21 protein-coding genes are annotated in these 19,185 nt (G+C 71.2%); 11 read left to right on the top strand and 10 right to left on the bottom strand.

Going from position 1 to position 19,185, the window contains the following annotated elements:
- Positions 1–90 precede the first annotated feature (90 nt).
- Both HEK131_RS30115 and HEK131_RS08720 read right to left on the bottom strand, forming a co-directional pair.
- Positions 91–210 carry an SGM_5486 family transporter-associated protein gene (locus HEK131_RS30115; protein ID WP_254641075.1) on the bottom strand — a complete coding sequence of 40 codons (120 nt, stop codon included), beginning with the start codon at positions 208–210 and terminating at the stop codon, positions 91–93.
- A gap of 57 nt (positions 211–267) precedes the next feature.
- A complete protein-coding gene (locus HEK131_RS08720) occupies positions 268–1,542 on the bottom strand; it encodes a CynX/NimT family MFS transporter (RefSeq protein WP_244334289.1) in 1,275 nt (424 codons plus the stop codon).
- A gap of 103 nt (positions 1,543–1,645) precedes the next feature.
- Here HEK131_RS08720 and HEK131_RS08715 point away from each other — a divergent pair, with 103 nt between their 5' ends.
- The gene (locus tag HEK131_RS08715; RefSeq protein ID WP_244334288.1) at positions 1,646–2,338 is read left to right on the top strand and encodes a FadR/GntR family transcriptional regulator; all 693 of its coding nucleotides are present in this window, start codon (positions 1,646–1,648) and stop codon (positions 2,336–2,338) included.
- Here HEK131_RS08715 and HEK131_RS08710 read toward each other — a convergent pair.
- The 4 genes from HEK131_RS08710 to HEK131_RS08695 all read right to left on the bottom strand — a co-directional run bounded on the left by HEK131_RS08710 (position 2,316) and on the right by HEK131_RS08695 (position 4,846).
- Positions 2,316–2,654 carry a hypothetical protein gene (locus tag HEK131_RS08710; RefSeq protein ID WP_217461513.1) on the bottom strand — a complete coding sequence of 113 codons (339 nt, stop codon included), beginning with the start codon at positions 2,652–2,654 and terminating at the stop codon, positions 2,316–2,318. The genes HEK131_RS08715 and HEK131_RS08710 overlap by 23 nt on opposite strands.
- Positions 2,655–2,809: 155 nt before the next feature.
- On the bottom strand, positions 2,810–3,577 hold the full coding sequence (gene fabI / locus HEK131_RS08705; protein WP_161148282.1) for an enoyl-ACP reductase FabI: 768 nt from the start codon (positions 3,575–3,577) through the stop codon (positions 2,810–2,812).
- A 5-nt stretch (positions 3,578–3,582) separates the two neighbouring features.
- Entirely contained in the window at positions 3,583–4,287 is a 705-nt protein-coding gene (fabG, locus tag HEK131_RS08700; RefSeq protein ID WP_161148283.1) for a 3-oxoacyl-[acyl-carrier-protein] reductase, read from the bottom strand.
- 166 nt (positions 4,288–4,453) lie between these two features.
- Positions 4,454–4,846 carry an ATP-binding protein gene (locus HEK131_RS08695; RefSeq protein ID WP_244334287.1) on the bottom strand — a complete coding sequence of 131 codons (393 nt, stop codon included), beginning with the start codon at positions 4,844–4,846 and terminating at the stop codon, positions 4,454–4,456.
- A 193-nt stretch (positions 4,847–5,039) separates the two neighbouring features.
- Here HEK131_RS08695 and HEK131_RS08690 point away from each other — a divergent pair, with 193 nt between their 5' ends.
- The 6 genes from HEK131_RS08690 to tyrS all read left to right on the top strand — a co-directional run bounded on the left by HEK131_RS08690 (position 5,040) and on the right by tyrS (position 11,285).
- Positions 5,040–5,870, top strand: coding sequence for a helix-turn-helix domain-containing protein (locus tag HEK131_RS08690; protein WP_244334286.1), 831 nt, complete (start codon positions 5,040–5,042; stop codon positions 5,868–5,870).
- Positions 5,867–6,061, top strand: a complete 195-nt coding sequence (locus tag HEK131_RS08685) for a DUF397 domain-containing protein (RefSeq protein ID WP_217461517.1) — start codon at positions 5,867–5,869, stop codon at positions 6,059–6,061. Before HEK131_RS08690 ends, HEK131_RS08685 begins: the two co-directional genes overlap by 4 nt.
- A complete protein-coding gene (gene hemC, locus HEK131_RS08680; protein ID WP_244334285.1) occupies positions 6,051–6,983 on the top strand; it encodes a hydroxymethylbilane synthase in 933 nt (310 codons plus the stop codon). The genes HEK131_RS08685 and hemC overlap by 11 nt, the downstream gene beginning before the upstream one ends.
- Positions 6,984–7,045: 62 nt before the next feature.
- Entirely contained in the window at positions 7,046–8,569 is a 1,524-nt protein-coding gene (locus HEK131_RS08675; RefSeq protein WP_244334284.1) for a TldD/PmbA family protein, read from the top strand.
- Positions 8,566–9,960, top strand: coding sequence for a metallopeptidase TldD-related protein (locus HEK131_RS08670; protein ID WP_244334283.1), 1,395 nt, complete (start codon positions 8,566–8,568; stop codon positions 9,958–9,960). The genes HEK131_RS08675 and HEK131_RS08670 overlap by 4 nt, the downstream gene beginning before the upstream one ends.
- Before the next feature lie 56 nt (positions 9,961–10,016).
- Positions 10,017–11,285 carry a tyrosine--tRNA ligase gene (gene tyrS, locus HEK131_RS08665; protein ID WP_217461520.1) on the top strand — a complete coding sequence of 423 codons (1,269 nt, stop codon included), beginning with the start codon at positions 10,017–10,019 and terminating at the stop codon, positions 11,283–11,285.
- 60 nt (positions 11,286–11,345) lie between these two features.
- Here tyrS and HEK131_RS08660 read toward each other — a convergent pair whose 3' ends face one another.
- On the bottom strand, positions 11,346–11,639 hold the full coding sequence (locus HEK131_RS08660; protein ID WP_161148288.1) for a GlsB/YeaQ/YmgE family stress response membrane protein: 294 nt from the start codon (positions 11,637–11,639) through the stop codon (positions 11,346–11,348).
- A gap of 239 nt (positions 11,640–11,878) precedes the next feature.
- Here HEK131_RS08660 and HEK131_RS08655 point away from each other — a divergent pair, with 239 nt between their 5' ends.
- Together HEK131_RS08655 and HEK131_RS08650 are read left to right on the top strand one after the other, a co-directional pair.
- Positions 11,879–12,271 carry a DUF3099 domain-containing protein gene (locus HEK131_RS08655; RefSeq protein WP_217461521.1) on the top strand — a complete coding sequence of 131 codons (393 nt, stop codon included), beginning with the start codon at positions 11,879–11,881 and terminating at the stop codon, positions 12,269–12,271.
- Positions 12,272–12,505: 234 nt separating this feature from the next.
- The gene (locus HEK131_RS08650; protein WP_244334282.1) at positions 12,506–12,718 is read left to right on the top strand and encodes a hypothetical protein; all 213 of its coding nucleotides are present in this window, start codon (positions 12,506–12,508) and stop codon (positions 12,716–12,718) included.
- 11 nt (positions 12,719–12,729) lie between these two features.
- Here the strand turns inward: HEK131_RS08650 and moaA are convergent, their stop codons facing one another.
- The 3 genes from moaA to HEK131_RS08635 form a co-directional block, all read right to left on the bottom strand.
- Complete coding sequence (moaA, locus tag HEK131_RS08645) at positions 12,730–13,719, bottom strand: GTP 3',8-cyclase MoaA (RefSeq protein ID WP_217461522.1); 990 nt, start codon at positions 13,717–13,719, stop codon at positions 12,730–12,732.
- A gap of 172 nt (positions 13,720–13,891) precedes the next feature.
- Positions 13,892–15,535 (bottom strand): solute symporter family protein, encoded by a 1,644-nt coding sequence (locus tag HEK131_RS08640; RefSeq protein ID WP_244334281.1) that lies wholly within the window; start codon positions 15,533–15,535, stop codon positions 13,892–13,894.
- Positions 15,532–15,882 (bottom strand): DUF485 domain-containing protein, encoded by a 351-nt coding sequence (locus HEK131_RS08635; protein WP_161148293.1) that lies wholly within the window; start codon positions 15,880–15,882, stop codon positions 15,532–15,534. Before HEK131_RS08635 ends, HEK131_RS08640 begins: the two co-directional genes overlap by 4 nt.
- Before the next feature lie 287 nt (positions 15,883–16,169).
- On the opposite strand from HEK131_RS08635, the gene HEK131_RS08630 reads away from it, so the two are divergent.
- Positions 16,170–17,711 (top strand): S8 family peptidase, encoded by a 1,542-nt coding sequence (locus HEK131_RS08630; protein WP_217461524.1) that lies wholly within the window; start codon positions 16,170–16,172, stop codon positions 17,709–17,711.
- An 81-nt stretch (positions 17,712–17,792) separates the two neighbouring features.
- Positions 17,793–19,163 (top strand): CoA transferase, encoded by a 1,371-nt coding sequence (locus HEK131_RS08625; RefSeq protein ID WP_244451967.1) that lies wholly within the window; start codon positions 17,793–17,795, stop codon positions 19,161–19,163.
- Positions 19,164–19,185: the final 22 nt, after the last annotated feature.

The following is a 19,185-nucleotide window of genomic DNA, read 5'->3' as shown; positions in this document are numbered from 1 at the left end:
GCCGTCGCCCCATCCGGGCTTCCACCCACTCGACCCTGATCCTCGCCCCCTAGGGGATGGTGGGGGAAACCCCACCAGGACCGGCCGGGATCAGGGGGCGAGCATCATCGCGACGATGCCGATGACGACGAAGATGGCGAAGAACGAGCCGAAGACGATCAGCATCTTCTTCTGGCCGTTCTGCGGGTTCGGATCGAGCACAGGCTGCATGACCCCAGTCTCCCACCCGTCCCCGGGCCGGAGGCCGCCGGGGCGGCCGAGACGCGCCTAACGCCCCGCCTCGTCCTCCACGATCCGGTCGCGCCCGGCGAGGAAACCGACCGCCATCTGCGGCAGCATCAGTGCCGCCATGAGCGCGATCGGCACGCCCCAGCCCCCGGTGCGCTGGTAGAGCACACCGACCAGCAGCGGGCCGGGGATGGAGAGCAGGTACCCGGTGCTCTGGGCGAACGCGGAGAGCTGGGCCACGCCCGGACCGGTGCGGGCCCGCATGCCGACCATGGTGAGCGCGAGCGGGAAGGCGCAGTTGGCGATGCCCAGCAGTACCGCCCAGGCCCAGGCACCGGCGGCGGGCGCGAGGTACAGCCCGGCGTAGCCGGCGAGCCCGCAGGCGCCCAGGACCAGCACGATGGGGCCCTGGTGGGGCAGCCGGGTGGCCAGACGCGGGATGACGAAGGCCAGCGGGACGCCCATCACCATGGTGACCGCGAGCAGCACGCCCGCCGTACCGGCCGGGACACCGGCGTCACGGAAGATCTGCGGCATCCAGCCCATGGTGATGTAGGCGGCGGTGGCCTGGAGGCCGAAGAAGACGGCGAGCGCCCAGGCGGTACGGCTGCGGGCGATCCGCAGCCGGGGACCCGCCTCGGCCCCAGGGACCGGTACCGGCGCGGGCACCCGCTCGCGGACCAGCGGCAGCCAGGGCAGCACGGCGACGCCCGCGAGCACCGCCCACACGGCGAGTCCGGACTGCCAGCGGCCGCCGAGGGCGCCGGTCAGGGGCACGGTGACGGCGGCGGCGGCCGAGGTGCCGAGGGCCAGCGCCATGGAGTACAGGCCGGTCATGGTGCCCACGCGGTCCGGGAACCAGCGCTTGACGATGACCGGCATCAGCACGTTGCTCACCGCGATGCCCATGAGGGCGAGCGCGCTGGCGGCCAGGAAGCCGGCCGTGCTGCCGACGTAGGGCCGGATCAGCAGGCCCGCGGTGATGGCGGTCATGCCCGCGCAGACCACCGCGCCCGGTCCGAAGCGGCGGGCGAGGCGGGGTGCGGTGGCGCCGAAGACGGCGAAACACAACGGGGGCACGGAGGTCAGCAGTCCGGCGACGCCGCCGCTCATGCCGAGCCCGTCGCGGACCTCCTCCAGGAGGGCGCCGAGGCTGGTGATCGCCGGGCGGAGGTTGACCGCGGCCAGCACGATGCCGACGACGACCAGGCGCACGGCCCAGGCGGGCGGCGTGGGAGCGGTGGCCTGCAAGGGGGTCTGTGTGTCGGTACGGTTCCGCGCGGTCCGGGTCTCCTCAGCCATGAGACCCATCATAGAATCATGGGATGATTGGTTGTCCATTCCGGGGCGGGCTCCGTGCGGGGCGCCCCGGTCCGGCCCGTTCGTGCGGGCCGCAGCTCTCGTGCCAAGGTGGGCCATGCCTCTGAGCCACCCGCGCCGTTCGGCGCTGTCCGAACAGGTCATCGCCGAGCTCCGCGCCCAGATCACGTCCGGTGAGTGGCCGGTCGGCTCGCGCATCCCGACCGAGCCGGAGCTCGTCGAGCAGCTCGGCGTGGCCCGCAACACCGTCCGCGAGGCGGTCCGGGCGCTCGCGCACAACGGACTGCTGGACATCCGCCAGGGCTCGGGCACCTATGTGGTGGCGACGAGCGAGCTGGCCGGGGTGATGCACCGCAGGTTCGCCGACGCCGATCCCCGGCACATCGCCGAGCTGCGGTCCACGCTGGAGTCGTCGGCGGCGCGGCTGGCGGCCGAGCGCCGTACGGAGAAGGACCTCAAGCAACTGGACGCGCTGCTGACCCGGCGCGAGGAGGCGTGGGAGGCCGGCGAGGCGGAGGCGTTCGTCGCGGCCGACGCGACCTTCCACCTGGCCGTGGTGGCCGCCTCGCACAACGACGTGATGACGGCGATGTACGCCGACCTCGGCGAGGTGCTGCGGGACTGGCTGCGCGCGGACGTGGGTGCCGAGCTGCGGCCGAGGTCGTACATGGACCACACCCGGCTGGTGGACGCGATCCGCACCGGGGACGCGCGGGCGGCGGCCTCGGAGGCCGCGAGCTACCCCTTCCAGTGCCGCCCGGAGCCGGTCAGCCCGCCTTCTGGTGACTGATCCACACCACCCGGATCTCCTTCCAGCACCGCCCGGTCAGCTTCACCGTCAGGGCGGGCCCGGCGGCCACCGGCGCGCTGTCGGTGTCGATGTCCCACCAGCGGGCGCACTCGACATGCAGCCGCACCCGGTCGACGTGCACATAGGGGTTGTGGCAGTACGCCACCACCTCGGACCCGTCCACCTTGATACGGCAGGACGCGCCGAAGAGGTCGGGGGCGTGCGGCTTGCCGTCACCGGCGCGGGCTACTCCGCAGGGCAGGGCGAGGACGAGAGCGGCCACGGCGACCGGGGCCACGCTGCGGGACGGGCGCACAAGGGGACCTCCTCGGCCGGGCTGCGGAGGGGCGCACGGAACAACGCCTGCTTCGAGGGTGCGCCGCCGCATCGGCGACGGCCCGGCCGGAGATCCGTACGGGTGAGGCCCGCACCCCCCTTGGGGGTACGGGCCTCTCGCGTGTGCGGTGTCGGTCAGGCGCCGATGGCGTGCAGGCCGCCGTCGACGTGGATGATCTCGCCGGTGGTCTTCGGGAACCAGTCGCTCAGCAGGGCGACGATGCCCTTGCCGGCCGGCTCCGGGTCCTTGAGGTCCCACTCCAGCGGGGAGCGGGTGTCCCAGACGGCGGCCAGGTCGGAGAAGCCCGGGATGGACTTCGCGGCCATGGAGCCGAGCGGGCCCGCGGAGATGAGGTTGCAGCGGATGTTCTGCTTGCCCAGGTCGCGCGCCATGTAGCGGCTGGTGGCCTCCAGGGCGGCCTTGGCCGGGCCCATCCAGTCGTACTGCGGCCAGGCGTACTGCGCGTCGAAGGTGAGGCCGACGACCGAGCCGCCGTTCTGCATCAGCGGCAGGCACGCCATGGTCAGCGACTTCAGGGAGAAGGCGGAGACGTGCATGGCGGTGGCGACCGACTCGAACGGCGTGTTCAGGAAGTTGCCGCCGAGGGCGTCCTGCGGGGCGAAGCCGATGGAGTGGACGACACCGTCCAGGCCGCCCAGCTCCTCGCCGACGATGTCGGCCAGGCGCGCGAGGTGCTCCTCGTTGGTGACGTCCAGCTCGATGACCTTAGCGGGCTTCGGCAGCTTCTTGGCGATGCGCTCGGTCAGCGTGGGCCGCGGGAAGGCGGTCAGGATGATCTCGGCGCCCTGCTCCTGCGCGAGCTTGGCCGCGTGGAAGGCGATGGAGGACTCCGTCAGCACACCCGTGATCAGGATGCGCTTGCCCTCGAGAATTCCGCTCATGGTGATCAGTGACCCATTCCCAGTCCGCCGTCAACGGGGATGACGGCTCCAGTGATGTACGAGGCGTCGTCCGAGGCGAGGAACCGCACCGTCGCGGCGACCTCCTCGGGCTCCGCGTAGCGGCCGAGCGGCACCTGAGACACGATGCCCGCACGCTGCTCGTCGGTGAGCGCCTTGGTCATGTCGGTGTCGACGAAGCCGGGGGCGACGACGTTGAAGGTGATGTTGCGCGAACCCAGCTCACGGGCGAGGGAGCGCGCGAAGCCGACGAGCGCGGCCTTGGAGGCGGCGTAGTTCGCCTGCCCCGCCGAGCCGAGCAGACCGACCACCGAGGAGATCAGTACGACGCGGCCCTTCTTGGCGCGCAGCATGCCGCGGTTGGCCCGCTTGACCACACGGAAGGTGCCGGTGAGGTTGGTGTCGATGACCGAGGTGAAGTCCTCCTCGGACATGCGCATCAGAAGCTGGTCCTTGGTGACACCGGCGTTGGCGATCAGGACCTCGACGGGGCCGTGCCGCTCCTCGATCTCCTTGTACGCCTGCTCCACCTGCTCGGCGTCGGTGATGTCGCACTTCACGGCCAGGAAGCCGGCCGGCGGCTCACCCGAGCGGTACGTGATGGCGACCTTGTCGCCGGCGTCGGCGAAAGCGCGGGCGATGGCGAGGCCGATGCCCCGGTTGCCTCCGGTGACGAGAACCGAGCGGCTCAACGGATCACCCTTTCGTTAGCGGTCTGCAGCGTTCCGACAATCCGCCCGGTCGCCCTGGTGAGGGGCGGGACAGGCGGCTTCCCCGAAAACCTATCGGTCCGTCCACGACCACGGACAATCGGGCACCGACAGTGACACATCCCTGCTCCTGTCGGATTCCTACAGATCAGGACTCGCGGGTGGCGCACTCCGCCCACACCGTCTTGCCCGGGCCCGTGCGCGCCGCGGTGCCCCAGCGGGTGGCCACGGCGTCCACGAGGAGGAGGCCCCTTCCCCCCTCGGCCGCGGGGTCCAGAGCGGGGAGCACCGGGTGGGCGGGATGGGTGTCGGAGAGCTCGACCCTCACGTGGCCGGGCGCGCGGTGGAGGCGGAGTTCGAAGTCCCTGCCGGGTACGCGGCCGTGCAGGACCGCGTTCGCGGCGAGTTCGGCGACCACCAGGGCGACGGCTTCCGATACGGGGCTGCCGTACGGGAAGCCCCACTGGTCCAACTGGTGCACGGCCAGCATCCGCGCGAGGCGCGCGCCGCGCCTGGTGGCGGAGAGACGCTGGGCGAACATACTTACGGTGACTGCCTCTTGGGCGCGTGACGGCGACATACGCCCAGCCTGGAGACTCCGTCCGCCGCCCCAACAGGAACGAAGCCCATACAACTCCGCTTGTATCGGTGCACACTCTGGACTGGGTGGGTCACTCCCCGTGACGATGAGCGGATCGGGCTGGTTGGGCGGGGTGCGCGAGAGGTGGGCGGCGATGGTGGCGGAGCAGAGCGGGGCCGAGGTCTCCGACAGCCTGAAGATGTTCGGTGCGGTCATGAAGTCGCTGAGGGATCAAGGGCGCCTGACCCAGGAGGAGTTCGCGGCGCAGGTGGGGTACTCGGCGCCCTACGTCGCCAAGATCGAGCAGGGGAAGCGGTTTCCTCCGGCGGATCTGCCGGCTCGGGCGGCCGGCGTTCTGGGCGACGACACGGCGAAGGTCCTCGCTGCGGCCGCCAAGACCCTGACGAGGCGGTCGGGGCTGGCGTCCTGGTTCCAGCAGTGGGCGGGGATCGAGGAGGAGGCGATCTCCCTCTACGCGTACGAGTGCCGTGCGATTCCTGGGCTGTTGCAGCCGGAGATCTATGCGCGGGCGGTGTTCGAACGCCAGCTTCCGCCGTGGAGCGACGAGCAGATCGACCACAAGGTGGCGGCACGACTCGAACGGCAGACGTTACTCGTCGACCGCCCGAACACCGCGTTCACGTTCATCATCGAACAGGCGGTCCTGGAGCGAGGACTGGGCGGCGCAGGCGTGACCACGGCAGTCATCGACCACTTGTTGGACGTGAGCCGACGGAACAACGTCGAAATCCAGATCATGCCTCTGCACCAGGAGGACCACTGCGGCGTAGACGGTCAGATGTACCTCGCCGAGACGCCCGCACATCAGTGGTTCGGCTACGTCGAAGGGCACCGGTCGAGCACCCTCATCGCCCAGCCGGGCGAGGTGAGCGTCCTGCATCAGCGCTATGGCAAGCTGCGTTCCCAAGCCTTGGACTGCCGGGCTACGGTGATGCTGCTGGAACAGATGCGAGGAGCGCTATGAGCACCACCTCTGGGCTGAAGTGGTTCAAGAGCAGTTACAGCGGCGGGGACGGGGACAACTGCATCGAGGTCGCCCTCGACGCCGAAGCGATACACATCCGCGACTCCAAAGACCCCCGCATCACCCCCCTCACCGTCACGCCGAAGGCATGGTCCGCGTTCATCGCCGTATCGTGCCCTCATGCCCGGTGATCTGATTCGTATCGTCTCCCGCAACTCCCCCATGGCGCTCGCCCAAGTGGAGCGCGTGCGCGCCGAGTTGGCCGCGCTCCACCCCCATCTGCGTACCGAGGTCCTGCCCGTGACGACCACCGGTGACCGGTGGATGGGAGACCTCGCCCAGGTCGAGGGCAAGGGCGCGTTCACCAAAGAGGTGGACGCCGCCCTGATCCGGGGCGACGCCGACCTCGCCGTGCACTGCATGAAGGACGTGCCCGGCGACCGCCCCATCCCGGCAGGGACCCTCTTCGCCGCGTACCTCGAGCGCGACGACATCCGGGACGCCCTGGTGGACCCGCGGGGCCGTACCCTCGACGAACTCCCGGCCGGGACCAGGATCGGCACCTCCTCCGTGCGCCGTGTCGCGCAGCTCGCCGTTTCCCACCCGCACCTCGACTGCGTGCCCATCCGGGGCAACGCGAACAGGCGCCTGGAGAAGATGGCGGCCGGTGAGGCGGACGCGCTGATCCTGGCCGTGTCCGGCCTGGAGCGCATCGGCCGTATGGACGCCGTCACCGAGGTCCTGACCCTGGAGACGATGCTCCCGCCGATCGGCGCCGGGGTCCTCGCCCTGCAGTGCCGGGAGGACGACACCGAGACGATCGACGCCGTCAGCGACCTGGGCGACCCCGCCACCCACCGCGAGACCACCGCCGAGCGGATGCTCCTCCACGTCCTCCAGGGACACTGCAACTCGCCGATCGCCGGATACGCCCGCACCGAGCGCTCCGGCGAACTCTCGCTGCGCGCGGCCGTGTTCACCCCGGACGGCAAGACCGTCCTCCAGGCGCACGAGTGGGCCGGACGCCTCGACCCCGCCACGCTGGGCACGTCCGTCGCCGTCGCCCTGCTCCGCCAGGGGGCCCGGGAACTCATCGACGGCATCGCGCACTGAGACCGGGCACCGCCGGGACGTATCCTCCTGAGCACCCCACCACGTCCAGGAGGAACCCACCCGTGGCCCGACACATCGACCCCTCCTTCCTGGAGCTCCCCCTGCGGGCCCTGGCCGACGCCGCGTTGGCGCGGGCCCGCGCCCTGGGAGCCGAGCACGCCGACTTCCGGCTGGAGCGGGTGCGCAGTGCCTCCTGGCGGGTGCGCGACGGACGGCCGGCCGGGTCCTCGGACACCACCGACCTCGGCTACGCGGTCAGGGTCGTGCACGGAGGTAGCTGGGGGTTCGCCTCCGGGGTGGACCTGACCATGGGCGGCGCGGCGAAGGTCGCCTCCCAGGCCGTGGCGATGGCCAAGCTGTCCGCGCAGGTGATCCGGGCGGCCGACTCGGCGGAGCGCGTGGAACTGGCCGACGAGCCCGTGCACGCCGACAAGACGTGGATCTCCTCGTACGAGATCGACCCCTTCACCGTGCCGGACGAGGAGAAGTCCGCGCTGCTGGCCGACTGGAGCGGGCGGCTGCTCGCGGCGCAGGGGGTCGACCACGTGGACGCGTCGCTGACGACCGTGCACGAGAACAAGTTCTACGCCGACACCGCCGGGACGGTCACCACCCAGCAGCGCGTCCGGCTGCACCCGGAGCTGACGGCCGTCTCGGTGGACAGCTCCAGCGGGGAGTTCGACTCCATGCGCACCCTCGCCCCGGCCGCCGGGCGCGGCTGGGAGTACCTGACCGGGACCGGCTGGGACTGGGACGCGGAACTCGAACAGATCCCTGAGCTGCTGGCCGAGAAGATGCGCGCGCCGAGCGTGGAGCCGGGACTGTACGACCTGGTCGTGGACCCCTCCAACCTGTGGCTCACCATCCACGAGTCCATCGGCCACGCCACCGAGCTGGACCGCGCCCTCGGCTACGAGGCCGCGTACGCCGGTACCTCGTTCGCCACGTTCGACCAGCTCGGCAAGCTCAGGTACGGCTCGGAGCTGATGAACGTCACCGGCGACCGCACCGCCGAACACGGTCTGGCGACCATCGGCTACGACGACGAGGGCGTGGCCGCGCAGTCCTGGGACCTGGTGCGGGACGGCACGCTCACCGGGTACCAACTGGACCGCCGTATCGCCAAGTTGACGGGCTTCGAGCGCTCCAACGGCTGCGCCTTCGCGGACTCCCCCGGCCATGTCCCGGTGCAGCGCATGGCCAACGTCTCGCTCCGGCCCGACCCGGCCGGGCTGTCCACGGAGGGGCTGATCGGGGGCGTCGACCGGGGGATCTACGTCGTCGGCGACCGTTCATGGTCAATTGATATGCAAAGGTACAATTTTCAATTTACCGGGCAGCGCTTCTTCCGCATCGAGAACGGGCGGATCACCGGCCAGCTCAGGGACGTCGCCTACCAGGCCACGACCACCGACTTCTGGGGTTCGATGGCCGCCGTCGGCGGTCCGCAGACGTACGTCCTCGGCGGTGTCTTCAACTGCGGCAAGGCCCAGCCGGGCCAGATCGCCGCCGTCTCCCACGGCTGCCCCTCGGCCCTGTTCCGGGGCGTCAACATCCTCAACACCACGCAGGAGGCCGGGCGATGAGCGCGCGGACCAGCAAGCCGTACGAGATCGTCGAGCAGGCCCTCGCGCTGTCCCGGTCCGACGGCTGTGTCGTCATCGCGGACGAGGAGTCGAGCGCCAACCTGCGCTGGGCGGGCAACGCGCTCACCACCAACGGCGTGACCCGCGGCCGTACCCTCACCGTGATCGCCACCGTGGACGGGCAGCAGGGCACCGCCTCCGGCGTGGTGTCGCGGTCGGCGGTCACCTCGGCCGAGCTGGAGCCGCTGGTGCGGGCCGCCGAGGCCGCCGCGCGGGCGTCCGGGCCCGCCGAGGACGCCCAGCCGCTGGTCACCGGGGTGCCGGAGTCCCCGGACTTCCGCGACGCACCCGCCGAGACCTCCTCGGCGGTCTTCGCGGACTTCGCCCCGGCGCTCGGCGAGGCGTTCGCCCGTGCGCGGGCCGGGGGCCGGGAGCTGTACGGCTTCGCCAGCCACGAGACCGTCTCCACCTACCTGGGCACCTCCACCGGCCTGCGCCTCAGGCACGACCAGCCGACCGGCACCCTGGAGCTGAACGCCAAGTCCCCCGACCACACCCGCTCGGCCTGGGCCGGCCGCTCCACCCGCGACTTCAAGGACGTCGATCCGGGCGCGCTGGACACCGAGCTGGCCGAGCGCCTCGGCTGGGCGGAGCGCCGGGTGGACCTTCCGGCCGGGCGGTACGAGACGCTGCTGCCGCCGTCCGCCGTGGCCGACCTGCTGATCTACCAGCTCTGGTCCGCCTCGGGCCGGGACGCCGCCGAGGGCCGCACGGTGTTCTCCAAGCCGGGCGGCGGCACCCGCTCCGGCGAGCGGCTGAGCGAACTGCCGCTGACCCTGCGCAGCGACCCGTACGAGCCGGGGCTCGGCTGCGCGCCGTTCGTGGTCGCGCATTCCTCCGGCGGCGACCGCTCGGTGTTCGACAACGGGCTGCCCGTACGGGCCACCGACTGGATCAAGGACGGTGTCCTCGATCACCTCACCACCACCCGGCACAGCGCGGCCCTGACCGGTCTGCCGCTCGCCCCGGCGCTGGACAACCTGATCCTGGACGGCGGCGGCGACCGCTCGCTCGCGGAGATGGTCGCGGACACCGGGCGCGGGCTGCTGCTGACCTGCCTCTGGTACATCCGCGAGGTCGACCCGGCGACCCTGCTGCTCACGGGCCTCACCCGCGACGGGGTCTACCTGGTGGAGAACGGCGAGGTCACCGGCCAGGTGAACAACTTCCGGTTCAACGAGTCACCGGTCGGCGTGCTGGGCCGGGCGTCCGAGGCGGGCCGCACCGAGCAGACGCTGCCCCGCGAGTGGAGCGACTGGTTCACCCGGGCCGCGATGCCCGCGCTGCGCGTGCCGGAATTCAATATGAGCTCTGTCAGCCAGGGCGTATAACCTCGTAGTCGGCTGTCACCCGACCGCCGGAAGATCATCTAGGAGACACGAGAACCGTGACGGACATCGTCGACGAACTGAAGTGGCGTGGGCTGATCGCCCTCTCCACCGACGAGGACGCATTGCGCAAGGCGTTCGCGGACGGTCCTGTCACGTTCTATTGCGGCTTCGACCCGACCGCGCCCAGCCTGCACCTCGGCAACCTCGTGCAGATCCTCACCATGCGCCGGATCCAGGACGCGGGCCACCGTCCGCTGGGCCTGGTCGGCGGCGCCACCGGTCTGATCGGTGACCCGAAGCCGAACGCCGAGCGCACGCTGAACGCGCCGGAGATCGTCGGCCAGTGGGTGGAGCGGCTGCGCGGGCAGATCCAGCCGCTGCTGGACTTCGAGGGCCCGAACGCGGCCGTGATGGTCAACAACCTGGACTGGACCCAGGGGATGTCGGCCATCGAGTTCCTGCGGGACATCGGCAAGCACTTCCGGGTCAACAAGATGATCGCCAAGGAGGCCGTCTCCCGCCGGCTGAACTCCGACGCGGGCATCAGCTACACCGAGTTCAGCTACCAGATCCTCCAGGGCATGGACTTCCTGGAGCTGTACCGGCGGTACGGCTGCACGCTCCAGACCGGCGGCAGCGACCAGTGGGGCAACCTCACCTCGGGCACCGACCTGATCCACCGGGTCGACCCGGACGCCGTGGTGCACGCGCTGGGCACCCCGCTGATCACCAAGGCGGACGGCACCAAGTTCGGCAAGACCGAGTCCGGCACGGTCTGGCTGGACGCGGAGATGACCACGCCGTACGCGTTCTACCAGTTCTGGCTGAACGCGGACGACCGGGACGTCTCCAAGTTCCTGCGGATCTTCAGCTTCAAGTCCCGCGAGGAGATCGAGGAGCTGGAGAAGCTGACCGAGGAGCGTCCGCAGGCCCGTGCCGCGCAGCGCGCGCTGGCGGAGGAGCTGACGACGCTGGTGCACGGCGCGGAGCAGACCGCCGCCGTGGTCGCCGCGTCCAAGGCGCTGTTCGGCCAGGGTGAGCTGTCGGAGCTGGACGAGCGCACCCTCGCGGCCGCGCTGTCCGAGCTGCCGCACGTCCAGGTCGCCGAACTGGGCCCGGTGGTGGACCTGCTCGCCGAGGTGGGCCTGGTCGCCAGCAAGTCCGCCGCGCGCCGCACGGTGAAGGAGGGCGGTGCCTACGTGAACAACGTCAAGGTCGCCGCCGAGGACGCCGTACCGGCCGCCGAGGAGCTGCTGCACGGCCGCTGGCTGGTGCTGCGCCGGGGCAAGAAGAACCTGGCGGCCGTCGAGGTCACCGGGGCCTGAGGCCACGCCGAAGGGCGGCTTCCCCTCGCGGGGAGGCCGCCCTTCGTCATGACCGCTGCCTCACACCCGCTGCTCGGCCTTGCGCCGCTTGCGCTTGCCGAGGGTCGCCATGTAGAGCATGTCGACGAAGAACACGATGATGATCGCCGCGACGAGCTGGAAGATGTGCCTGCTCCAGTCGATGCCGCGTGTCTCGGCGACCCCGAGCCCGCGGGCGATGGCGTTGCCCACGAGGGCGCCCAGGATGCCGCAGATGGTGGTCAGCCACAGCGGGCTGTGCTGCTTGCCGGGAATGATCGCCTTGGCGAGCAGACCCAGCACGAATCCCACGATGATCGCCCACAGCCAGCCCATGGCGGCCTCCTCGTCCGGCTCGACCTGATCGTCCCGGCCAGTCTGGGCGCGCTCCGGGCGCCGCGCACGCCGGGCGCACCCGGATGGTGGGCGTTCCCGCAGGCCGGGCGGGTGCCCCGGTATCGAGCGCGGCGCCGTGGCGGCGTACCGTGGGGGAAGTGTCCCGGTCCGGTTCCCCGACGGGCCGAGGGACGCGGCTTCGGGCCGGGGATGGTCCCATGCGGGCGGATGGTGGACTGATGGGCAAGCAGCGTGGCGAGGTTTTCCGGATCACCGGCGCCCGGACCGGACTCGCCGAGGACGTGCGCGGCCGGCAGCGCCGGTACGTCATCTCCATGTCCGTGCGGACGCTGTCGGTGATCCTGGCCGCCTCGCTGTGGAACGTGGAGCGGTACGTCGCCATCGTGGCGCTGGTGCTGGGCGCCCTGCTGCCGTACGTCGCCGTCGTGATCGCCAACGCGGGCCGGGAGCGGCCGCAGTCACTGCCGTCGACCTTCGTCGCCATGCCGTCCAAGCCGATGATCACACCGCCGCGCGCCGAGAGTTCCGACGCGCGGGCGGAATCCGGCCCGCGGCCGTCGTCGGCGGGGCCGGAGGCGGAGTCGCGCGGCGAAGGTTCCGACCGAGCCTGAGCAGCGTGGGGGCGGAAAAAGCGGAAGACGACTTCCCGCCAAGCTCAGGAAAAGCTCAGATCAATCATGCTGTTCCTGTGCCGGTCGGCCAGTGCTGCGTGACATACTGCGTACGCGCTCCGCATCCCCCGTCGGAGCGACAGACCGACGCCGGGCAGCTCCCCCCGTGGCTGCTCGGCGTCGCCTTGTTCGGGGCCGTTTCCGCCGCGGGACTCCCTCTGTGAGAATCCCTCTGTGAGCGATACACCGATCTGTTCCGCCAAGGGCTGCCGAGCCGACGCCGTGTGGGTACTGGCGTGGAACAACCCGAAGATCCACACCCCTGAGCGGCGCAAGACCTGGATCGCCTGCGAGGAGCACCGCGAGCACCTGTCGCAGTTCCTCGGGGTGCGGGGGTTCCTCAAGGACGTGGTCGCGCTGAAGGACTGGCAGGAGCCCGGCGCCTGACGGTCCCCCCGTCAGCCGCCGATCGCGGACATCGGTCGGTCCGGCTGGACGAAGGACGGGTCGTCGAGACCCGCGCCGGCCTTCTTGCCCCACATCGCCTTGCGCCACAGCTCGGCGATCTCCTCGTCCGGCGCGCCGGAGCGCAGCAGGGCGCGCAGGTCGGTCTCCTCGGTGGCGAACAGACAGGTCCGTATCTGCCCGTCGGCGGTGAGCCGGGTGCGGTCGCAGGCCGCGCAGAACGGGCGGGTCACCGAGGCGATCACGCCGACCCGCTGCGGGCCGCCGTCCACCAGCCAGCGCTCGGCCGGGGCCGAACCGCGCTCGCCGGCGCCCTCGTCGGTCAGCTCGAAGCGGGTGCGCAGGGACGCCAGGATGTCCTGGGCGGTGACCATGCCCTCGCGCTTCCAGCCGTGCTGGGCGTCCAGCGGCATCTGCTCGATGAACCGCAGTTCGTACGCGTGCTCCAGGGCCCAGGCCAGCAGGTCGGGGGCCTCGTCCGCGTTCAGGCCCGGCATCAGCACGGAGTTGACCTTCACCGGGGTGAGCCCGGCGTCGGCGGCGGCCTGGAGGCCGTCCAGCACGTCCTGGTGACGGTTGCGCCGCGTGAGGGTCTTGAAGACGTCGGGGCGCAGGGTGTCCAGGGAGACGTTGACCCGGTCCAGGCCCGCCTCCTTCAGGGCGGCGGCGGTGCGCTTGAGGCCGATGCCGTTGGTGGTGATGGACATCTGGGGGCGCGGGGTCAGGGCCGCGACGCGCTCCACGATGCCGACCAGGCCGGGGCGGAGCAGGGGCTCGCCGCCGGTGAACCGGACCTCCTCGATGCCCAGCAGGCGCACCGCGAGGTCGATGAGGCGGACGATCTCGTCGTCCGTGAGCAGGTCGGGCTTGGCCAGCCACTGCAGGCCCTCTTCGGGCATGCAGTAGGTGCAGCGCAGATTGCACCGGTCGGTCAGCGAGACCCTCAGGTCGGTGGCCACTCGGCCGTAGGTGTCGATGAGCACGTGGGCCCCCTCCCTCGTTCTCCGGACCTCTTTTTCCCTGTCACCTGCGAGCCTACGCGAGACCTCCGACATCGACAGCCGCTCGTTCCCCGGCGCGGTACGGACGCGGCCGCGCCGCGCGGGTGTGCTGCCCGCGCGGCGCGGCCGTGGCGTCCTTCTGCAGAGGGGGTGCTCAGTGCGCCCCGGTGCCGGTCAGGGACCGTACCTCCAGCTCGGCGTACTTCTCCGCGTCCGGGACCTCCTTGGACAGCAGGGTGCCGACCGCGCCCAGCAGGAAGCCGACCGGGATCGAGATGATGCCGGGGTTCTCAAGCGGGAACCAGTGGAAGTCGAGGTCGGGGAACATCGAGGTGGGCTTGCCGGAGACGACCGGGGAGAACATCACCAGTCCGACCGCGGTGACCAGGCCGCCGTAGATCGACCACAGGGCGCCGGAGGTGGTGAACCGCTTCCAGAACAGGCTGTAGAGGATGGTCGGCAGGTTCGCCGACGCGGCGACGGCGAAGGCCAGCGCGACGAGTCCGGCCACGTTCAGGTCGCGGGCGAGGGCGCCGAGCACGATGGAGACGGCGCCGATGCCGACGGTGGCGTAGCGGGCGGCGTTGATCTCCTGCTTCTCGGTGGCCTGGCCCTTCTTGATGACGTTGGCGTAGATGTCGTGGGCGAAGGACGAGGAGGAGGCCAGGGTGAGGCCCGCGACGACCGCGAGGATCGTGGCGAAGGCGACGGCGGAGATGCTGGCCAGCAGGATGGCGCCCCAGTTGGAGTCCACTCCCCCGAGGTGCAGGGCGAGCAGGGGCGCGGCGGTGTTGCCCGCCTTGTTGGAGGCGATGATCTCGTCGGGCTTGATCAGCGCGGCGGCGCCGAAGCCGAGGGCGAGGGTCATCAGGTAGAAGGCGCCGATCAGGCCGATGGCCCAGATGACCGACTTCCGGGCCGCCTTGGCGGTGGGGACGGTGTAGAAGCGGATCAGGATGTGCGGCAGGCCCGCGGTGCCCAGGACCAGGGCGATGCCGAGGGAGATGAAGTCCAGCTTGGAAGTGCCGGTGGCGCCGTACTTCAGGCCGGGCTCCAGGAACGCCTTGCCCTTGCCGCTGTTGTCGGCGGCCGAGCCGAGCAGGTCCGAGACGTTGAAGTCGAACTTGAGCAGCACCAGGAAGGTCAGCAGCAGGGCGCCCGCGATCAGCAGCACCGCCTTGACCATCTGGACCCAGGTGGTGCCCTTCATGCCGCCGATGGTGACGTACACGATCATCAGGACGCCGACCAGGGCGACGATGCCGATCTTGCCGCTGTCGCTGGTGATGCCGAGCAGCAGGGAGACCAGGACACCGGCGCCGGCCATCTGCGCGAGCAGGTAGAAGATCGACACCACGATGGTGGAGGTGCCCGCGGCGGTACGCACCGGGCGCTGGCGCATGCGGTAGGCCAGCACGTCGCCCATGGTGTAGCGGCCGGAGTTGCGCAGCGGCTCGGCGACCAGGAGCAGGGCCACCAGCCAGGCGACCAGGAAGCCGATGGAGTAGAGGAAGCCGTCGTAGCCGAAGAGGGCGATGGCGCCGGCGATACCGAGGAAGGACGCGGCGGACATGTAGTCGCCGGATACGGCCAGGCCGTTCTGGAAGCCGGTGAACTGGCGGCCGCCCGCGTAGAAGTCGGCGGCGTCCTTGGTCTGGCGGCCCGCCCAGACGGTGATGACGAGGGTCGCGACGACGAACACCGCGAACAGGGAGATGATCAGCGTCCGGTGTTCACTGGCCTCACCGGCCGCGAGCAGCGTGTGCTGGGCGGGGATCGTGTGCTGAGCGGGGATCATGCGCCGCCCTCCATCCGGGACTTGATGGCCTCGGCCTTGGGGTCGAGCTTGGCGGCGGCGTGCCGCGCGTACCACCAGGCGATGAGGAACGTGGTGAGGAACTGGGCGAGGCCCAGGACGAGGGCCACGTTGATGTTGCCCGCGATCTCGGTGCCCATGAAGTCGCCCGCGTAGCAGGAGAGCAGCACGTAGAGCAGGTACCAGGCGATGAAGGCGATCGTCAGGGGGAAGGCGAAGGAGCGGTTCGCGCGGCGCAGTTCACCGAACTCCGCGCTCGCTTGCGCCTCGGTGAACTCCTCGGGGGAAGGAAGTGGGGGCTTCGCGGGGGGCGGTGTCTCGGTAGCCACTCAAGTCTCCTCGCGTCACGGACGGGCGGTTGCCGACCTCACTGGAACGGAGATCACGTTACCGGGCGTCAACGCGCGACTCCCCGTTGTGATCATCCGGGGGGCGCGATCCGGCCGTGCCCCCTCGTTGACGCACACGGCCCGGCGCGTGCGCCGGTTCACGCGGGTCCGGCCCTTTCGGAGATCCGCGCCGTCGGGATAGCTTCACCTTGTTCCACCCGTCATGTACCTGCCCGAGCGCCACCCGTGCCTCGGGCGGTTTCGTTTCCGGATGATGTGGAGATCCCATGGCTCATCTGCGCTCCCGGCGCCGGTTCGCTCCGGCCGTCCCGGTCGTGCTGTCGCTGACCGCCTCGCTCGGCTTCCTGCCGACGGCGGCCTCCGCGGCCCCGTCCACGGCCCAGACGACGCGGGCGGCGGAGGGTTCGGCCACCACGTACGACGGCCCGAAGCTGTCCTACGTGGTCAACACGAGAACGGACCATCGCACGATCGAGTCGGTGCGCCGCGCGATTGGACGCAACGGCGGCACCGTCGTGGCCAGTTATGACCGTATCGGCGTGATCGTGGTCCACTCCGCGAACCCGGACTTCGCCAAGTCCATCCGCAGGGTGTCCGGTGTCTCCTCGGCCGGTGCCACCCGTAACGCCCCGCTGCCCGCGCAGTCCACCACCGACGTGGGCGCCCCGAAGCCGCTGAGCGCGGCGGAGGTGGCGAAGGCGAAGGCGGCCGACGGGCAGGACCCGCTGGAGTCGCTGCAGTGGGACCTGCCCGCCATCAAGGCGGACAAGGCCCATGAGAAGACGCTCGGCAGCAAGAAGGTGACGGTCGCCGTCATCGACACCGGTGTGGACGACACCCACCCGGACATCGCGCCCAACTTCGACCGTGCCGCCTCCGTCAACTGCGTCTCCGGGGCGCCGGACACGACGGACGGCGCCTGGCGGCCGAGCGCGGCGGAGTCCCCGCACGGCACGCACGTCGCGGGCGAGATAGCGGGCGCCAAGAACGGCGTCGGCATCACGGGCGTGGCGCCGGGCGTGAAGGTCTCGGGCATCAAGGTGGGCAACCCGGACGGCTACTTCTACACCGAGGCCGTGGTCTGCGGCTTCGTGTGGGCGGCCGAGCACCACGTGGACGTCACCAACAACAGCTATTACACCGACCCATGGTACTTCAACTGCACCGGCGACCCGGACCAGAAGGCCCTGGTGGACGCCATCACGCGGGCGACGAGGTACGCGGAGGGCAAGGGCGCGGTCAACGTCGCGGCGGCCGGCAACGAGAACTACGACTTCGCCGCCGACTCGATCACCGACTCCTCCTCCCCCAACGACGGCACCCCCTCGGACCGGACCGTCGACCCGCGCAAGTGCTTCGACATACCCACCCAGCTCCCGGGTGTGGTGACGGTCGCGGCCACCGGTGCGAAGGGCGTCAAGTCCTCGTTCTCCAACTACGGTCTGGGCACCATCGACATCGCGGCCCCCGGCGGCGACTCGACCGCCTACCAGACCCCGGCCCCGCCCGCGGTCAGCGGCCTCATCCTGGGCCCGCTGCCCGGCGGCAAGTGGGGCTACATGGCCGGTACGTCGATGGCCTCGCCGCACGTCGCGGGCGTCGCCGCGCTGATCAAGTCGACCCACCCGCACGCCTCCGCCGCCGCGGTGAAGGCGCTGCTGTACGCGGAGGCGACCGCCACCCCGTGCACCGACCCGTACGACATCAACGGTGACGGCAAGGTCGACGCGGTGTGCGAGGGCACGAAGAACCGCAACGGGTTCTACGGCTGGGGCATCGCGGACGCGCTGAAGGCGGTCACGCGCTAGATTCCGCGTGGCAGCGCCGCAGGCGGGCGCCTCCTTGTCGGGTCCGGGTGGCTGATGCATAGTGCAGCGGTGACCGATCCGATGATCAAGTCCGCCTGGGTCGCGCTGGGCGGCGATCGCACGCTGCTCGCGCGGCTGGCCTGCGTCGAGCGTCCGGGGGGCCTGATCGGCCGCCTTCCCGTGCAACGGCTGGCGCGTGCGTGCGTGGGCACGTGTGCGCTGGCCGCCGCCGAGCTGGGCGCGCTGCGGGCCGGGCTCGGCCAGGTGCCGCGCGCCGTGGTGGACGACGGCGCGGTCGTCACCGCGTTCCACAGCGAGCGGGTGCTGCGGATCGACGGCCGCGCCCCGGTCAACTTCGCGCCCCTGTCCCGCTGGTGGCGGGCGTCGTACGGCTGGGTGCGCACCCACGCCAACTACCCGCACCACCGGCTCCGCCTGCTCGACGCGCTGGGCCTGCCCGACGGTGCCACCCCCGAGGACGTGGAGCGGCTGCTCCTCGAGCGCTCCGCCCTGGAGATCGAGGAGACGGTGTACGCCGCCGGTGGACTGGCCGTCGCCCTGAGCACCCCCGGCCAGTGGGCGGCTCATCCGCAGGCCGCCGAGGTGGCCAAGCGCCCGCTGGTGGAGCGCGCCCCGATCGGCGCCGCCTCGGGACGCGAACTCCCGCCCCTGGAACGGGAATCCGCACCCCTGCTGCCCGCCGCCGGGCTGCGCGTCCTGGACCTCACCCGCGTCCTGGCCGGGCCCGTCGCCACCCGCACCCTCGCGCTGCTCGGCGCCGACGTGCTGCGCGTGGACGCGCCCGAGCTGCCCGAACTGGCCGACCAGCACGCGGACACGGGCTTCGGGAAGCGGTCCGCCACCCTCGACCTCGCCGCCGACAGCAAGGTGCTGGAAGAGCTGCTGGCCTCCGCCGACGTGGTCGTCACCGGTTACCGCCCCGGCACCCTCGACCGCTTCGGCCTCTCCCCCGAGGCGCTGGCCGAGCGGTACCCCGGTCTGATCGTCGCCCAGATCTCGGCGTGGGGCGCGTACGGGCCCTGGGGCGAACGGCGCGGCTTCGACAGCCTCGTCCAGGTCGCCACCGGGATCGCGGCCACCGAGGGCTCGACCATGGAGCCCGGCGCGCTGCCCGCGCAGGCCCTGGACCACGGCTCGGGCTACCTGATGGCGGCGGGCATCCTGCGGGCCCTGGCCGAACGGTCCCGCGACGGCCAGGGCCGCCTGGTGCGCCTCGCGCTCGCCCGGACCGCGCGCTGGCTGACCGACGAGGCCGGGCGGGACCGCCAGGGCGGGCAGGTCTACGAGGGCCCGGACGCGTGGCTGGCCGAACGGGACAGCCCGCTGGGGCGCTTGCGGTACGCCCGGCCCCCGGTGTCATTCACCGGCGGGCCGACCGACTGGGCCGCCCCGCCGGTCCCCTGGGGGTCGAGCGAGGCGGCCTGGAGCTGAGGGCGTCGCGGTGCCGGCTCAG

Origin of the sequence: Streptomyces seoulensis, from assembly GCF_022846655.1 — a bacterium.
Taxonomy (GTDB): domain Bacteria; phylum Actinomycetota; class Actinomycetes; order Streptomycetales; family Streptomycetaceae; genus Streptomyces.
This window is presented reverse-complemented; position numbering and strand designations above follow the sequence as displayed.

What these genes read in the sequence shown, in the direction of transcription:
- HEK131_RS30115 (WP_254641075.1), bottom strand. Translation starts at nt 210, where the DNA reads ATGCAGCCTGTGCTCGATCCGAACCCGCAGAACGGCCAGAAGAAGATG.
- HEK131_RS08720 (WP_244334289.1), bottom strand. Translation starts at nt 1,542, where the DNA reads ATGATGGGTCTCATGGCTGAGGAGACCCGGACCGCGCGGAACCGTACC.
- HEK131_RS08715 (WP_244334288.1), top strand. Translation starts at nt 1,646, where the DNA reads ATGCCTCTGAGCCACCCGCGCCGTTCGGCGCTGTCCGAACAGGTCATC.
- fabI (WP_161148282.1), bottom strand. Translation starts at nt 3,577, where the DNA reads ATGAGCGGAATTCTCGAGGGCAAGCGCATCCTGATCACGGGTGTGCTG.
- HEK131_RS08695 (WP_244334287.1), bottom strand. Translation starts at nt 4,846, where the DNA reads ATGTTCGCCCAGCGTCTCTCCGCCACCAGGCGCGGCGCGCGCCTCGCG.
- HEK131_RS08690 (WP_244334286.1), top strand. Translation starts at nt 5,040, where the DNA reads ATGGTGGCGGAGCAGAGCGGGGCCGAGGTCTCCGACAGCCTGAAGATG.
- HEK131_RS08685 (WP_217461517.1), top strand. Translation starts at nt 5,867, where the DNA reads ATGAGCACCACCTCTGGGCTGAAGTGGTTCAAGAGCAGTTACAGCGGC.
- hemC (WP_244334285.1), top strand. Translation starts at nt 6,051, where the DNA reads ATGCCCGGTGATCTGATTCGTATCGTCTCCCGCAACTCCCCCATGGCG.
- HEK131_RS08670 (WP_244334283.1), top strand. Translation starts at nt 8,566, where the DNA reads ATGAGCGCGCGGACCAGCAAGCCGTACGAGATCGTCGAGCAGGCCCTC.
- HEK131_RS08660 (WP_161148288.1), bottom strand. Translation starts at nt 11,639, where the DNA reads ATGGGCTGGCTGTGGGCGATCATCGTGGGATTCGTGCTGGGTCTGCTC.
- HEK131_RS08655 (WP_217461521.1), top strand. Translation starts at nt 11,879, where the DNA reads ATGGGCAAGCAGCGTGGCGAGGTTTTCCGGATCACCGGCGCCCGGACC.
- HEK131_RS08640 (WP_244334281.1), bottom strand. Translation starts at nt 15,535, where the DNA reads ATGATCCCCGCTCAGCACACGATCCCCGCCCAGCACACGCTGCTCGCG.
- HEK131_RS08630 (WP_217461524.1), top strand. Translation starts at nt 16,170, where the DNA reads ATGGCTCATCTGCGCTCCCGGCGCCGGTTCGCTCCGGCCGTCCCGGTC.
- HEK131_RS08625 (WP_244451967.1), top strand. Translation starts at nt 17,793, where the DNA reads ATGATCAAGTCCGCCTGGGTCGCGCTGGGCGGCGATCGCACGCTGCTC.